This window comes from Moorena sp. SIO3I6, assembly GCF_010672095.1.
Window position 1 is genome coordinate 1 of record NZ_JAAHHU010000699.1, and the last position, 2419, is coordinate 2419.

Annotated in this window: 1 protein-coding gene; it reads left to right on the plus strand. The window is 43.9% G+C overall.

What is annotated here, in order from left to right:
* The first annotated feature begins 572 nt into the window (after nucleotides 1-572).
* On the plus strand, nucleotides 573-2327 hold the full coding sequence (gene ltrA, locus F6K49_RS41545; protein ID WP_293107029.1) for a group II intron reverse transcriptase/maturase: 1755 nt from the start codon (nucleotides 573-575) through the stop codon (nucleotides 2325-2327).
* Nucleotides 2328-2419 lie beyond the last annotated feature (92 nt).

The window sequence follows — 2419 nt, forward strand, 5'->3', positions numbered from 1 at the left end:
AGTGCGACTCGTTGAGCTGAAACCCACGCCAGTGGGGGGATAGCTCGAATAGCAATAGCTATTTAACTGTGTGTTACATGTAGGTTCAAATCCTACAACCTAGATGTCAGGTTACTCCATATTCCTAGGCTCCGAGACTGAATATCAACGGGTCGAGTGCAAGGAATAAAAGCGGTGTCAATTCTAAGTCATCCATGAGCCAAACCGCAAGGGAGACCGAAAGGATAAGACAACGAACTGGTGATTGACGCATCGTCAGCCCAAGATTCAGGACAAGATGACTCATGTCCCGTATCGAATTAGAGACCATGGGTGAACAAGTCTTTCCGCGCTGGTTCAGACATCCCCCGTCTAATAGACAGTCTCTCGGTGTATAGCCAGTATCCAACCCGGTCAGACAATGGACACACGGAACGAGGTAATCAAGATAATTGCTCCTGTAAAAAAGGTAGGTATTCAACCGCAAGGGTTATCTTGACGAGACGATATCAGAAGCCAATGCCCTGGGGAAAGCCCAGGGATATGCTGACAGATATCCCTGAGACAACAAGAGTAGAACACGAGTAGCAGTTATGTCCAATACACACGAACCCGTGATGGTGGAATCGAATAACTGGAACTCTCTCAACTGGAAAACCATTGAGAGAGCAGTGTTCAAGCTGCAAAAGCGTATCTACAAAGCCTCCCAAAATGGGGACAAAGCCAAAGTTAGAAAGCTACAAAAACTACTTGCCAAATCAAAATCAGCGAAACGGCTAGCCATAAGGAAAGTAACTCAAGATAACAGAGGTAAAAGAACCGCCGGAATTGATGGGAAGAAGAGTCTTGACCCATCTCAAAGGTTAGCGCTTGCCAGATACCTAGAGTTGGACGGTAAGGCCAATCCTGTAAGAAGGATAATGATTCCTAAACCCGGAAAGAAGGAAAAAAGACCTCTAGGAATCCCAAATATGGAAGACAGAGCGAAACAGGCATTAGCCAAGATAGCTCTAGAACCAGAGTGGGAAGCCAAATTTGAGACAAATTCTTACGGATTCAGACCTGGGAGAAGCACAAAGGACGCAATAGCGGCCATATACTCAGACATCAACAAACAGGATTATTATGTCCTAGATGCTGATCTAGAAAAGTGCTTTGACCGTATAGACCATCAAAAACTGTTGGACAAAGTGGATACATATCCACAAATGCGAAGACAGTTAAAGGCTTGGTTGAAAGCAGGAGCCGTTGGAAAAGATGGGTTCATCAACACACCAGCAGGTACACCTCAAGGAGGAGTAATCTCGCCATTATTGGCAAATATCGCATTGCACGGTATGACCCAATTAATGAAAGAGGAATTTCCCCTAAGGTATATCACTAAAGCGTTAGGAAAAAAGTACAACCTACCCAGTGGGAGAACTCTAAGAACTCCCATAGTCCACAGATATGCAGATGATTTCATTATCCTGCACCAAAGTAAAGAGGTTGTACTGGAAGCCAAAGAGGCAATCCAAGAATGGCTAAAAGAAATTGGACTGAACCTAAAGGAATCTAAAACCTCAATAGCACACACCCTAGGAAAGGAAGGGACTTTGACAGGTTTTGACTACCTCGGGTTCAACATCCGACAATATGAGGTCAATGAGGTTAATAGCCGGAAGGATAGGACGGGTAAGAAATTAGGGTATAAAACACTAATCAAACCCAGTAAGGAATCCATAAATAGGCATATGGATGACCTGAAAATAACTATCAGAAAGCACAGAAACTCTGACCAAGCCACATTAATAGGAGACCTAAACGCTAAAATAACTGGATGGGCAAACCAATACAACTCAGTGGTTAGCTCCAGAATATTTGGACAAATTGACTATAAGCTATTCCACAAACTAGAAAGATGGGCTAAATATAGGTCTCCAAACATTGGAGCCAAAGAAGCCATGTCCAACTATTGGTGGATAGACAAAGGGGAAGGATGGACATTCAAAACCCCTGATGGAACAGCTACCTTGGTGAAACATAAAGACACCAAAATAAAAAGGGTAGTTAGACTAATAGGTCACAAATCCATATATGACGGAGACTGGCTATATTGGGCTGAAAGGCTTGCCAAATACCATGGGGTAAAACCCACAGTAAACAAACTGCTGAAAAAGCAGAAGGGAAAATGCGGTCTGTGCAATCAAAGGTTTAAGGCCGATGATATTTTTGAAGTAGACCACATCATCCCCCAAAGAGCAGGCGGTAGTAATAAGCTAGACAACAAACAGCTAGTCCATGCTCACTGTCACCATACCAAAACTCGGGAACAGAGAACAATATATCCCCACAAAGGAGAGCAATAACAATGTTGCCAGGAGGAGCCGGATGATTGGGAACAGTCATGTCCGGTTCTGGAGGAGAGTTCTAGGGGGGAACCCCTAGTTCGACTCTAATA